General features: G+C 66.3%; 1 pseudogene. It reads left to right on the top strand.

Features of this window, described 5'->3' with window-relative positions:
* Window positions 1-66 precede the first annotated feature (66 nt).
* Window positions 67-985, top strand: a pseudogene (locus tag AC3WUM_RS25145) (IS3-like element ISAzo10 family transposase); the annotation flags it as partial.

The raw sequence follows: 985 nt of genomic DNA, 5'->3' as shown, positions 1-985 counted from the left end.
CCCCCCGCGTCAGAATAGTTGTCGTCCCGATAGACTTCTTCCTCGGGGGCGAAAGGACTCAATGACGTGGCTCGATATGGACAGGCTTTCAAGGACAGAGCGGTGGCGCGGTTGCTGCCGCCTGAGAGCGCATCGCTGGATGCGGTTGCAAGGGATGTGGGGGTCTCGGCGGGCACGCTGGACCGCTGGTTGAAGGACGCGCAGTCGAAGCCAGCAAGCAGTCGGACCTGGACGGCCGCAGCGAGGCTTCAAGCCGTGATCGAAACAGCGGCAATGAATGAGGCCGAGCAGAGCGCGTGGTGCCGCAAGCACGGTGTGTATGCGGCGGATTTGACGCAGTGGCGAAGCAGTGCAACAGCGGCGCTGGCATCGCCCGAGGAGGAGCGTGCCAGCCCGCAGTCGACGCGGGCTGATCGCAAGCGGATCAAGGAGCTTGAGCGCGACCTTCTGCGCAAGGAGCGAGCGCTGGCGGAAACGGCCGCATTGCTGGTGCTGTCAAAAAAAGTCGCGGCGATCTTCAACAAGGGCGAGGCCGAATGATCGGCCTGGAAGATCGTCAGGCCTTGGCCCGAGACATCCACGCGGCGCATGCGGCGGGCGCGCGACTTCGCCTTGCCTGCGAGACAGCCGGCATCGACCTGCGCACCCTGCAGCGCTGGAAGGCACACGCTGGCCTGGTGGCCGGCGATGGCCGACCGCAGGCGAGTCGACCTACGCCGGCGCATGCGTTGAGCCCAGGCGAGCGCGCGCAGGTGCTCAGCGTCGCCAACGAGCCACGCTTTGCCGATGTGCCGCCAGCGCGCATCGTGCCCTTGCTGGCTGACGAAGGCCGTTACGTGGCCAGTGAATCGACTTTCTACCGTGTGCTGCGCGAACACGGCCAGACGGCGCGTAGAGGCCGTGCCAAGGCGCCAACGACCGTACGTCCGCCGACCACGCATGTCGCCACCGCGCCGCGCCAGGTCTGGTGCTGGGACATGACCTA

The organism is Hydrocarboniphaga sp. FW305-C-57 (assembly GCF_058783045.1).
The sequence above is the reverse complement of the archived record's forward strand: the minus strand, read 5'-3'. Positions and strand labels throughout refer to the sequence as shown.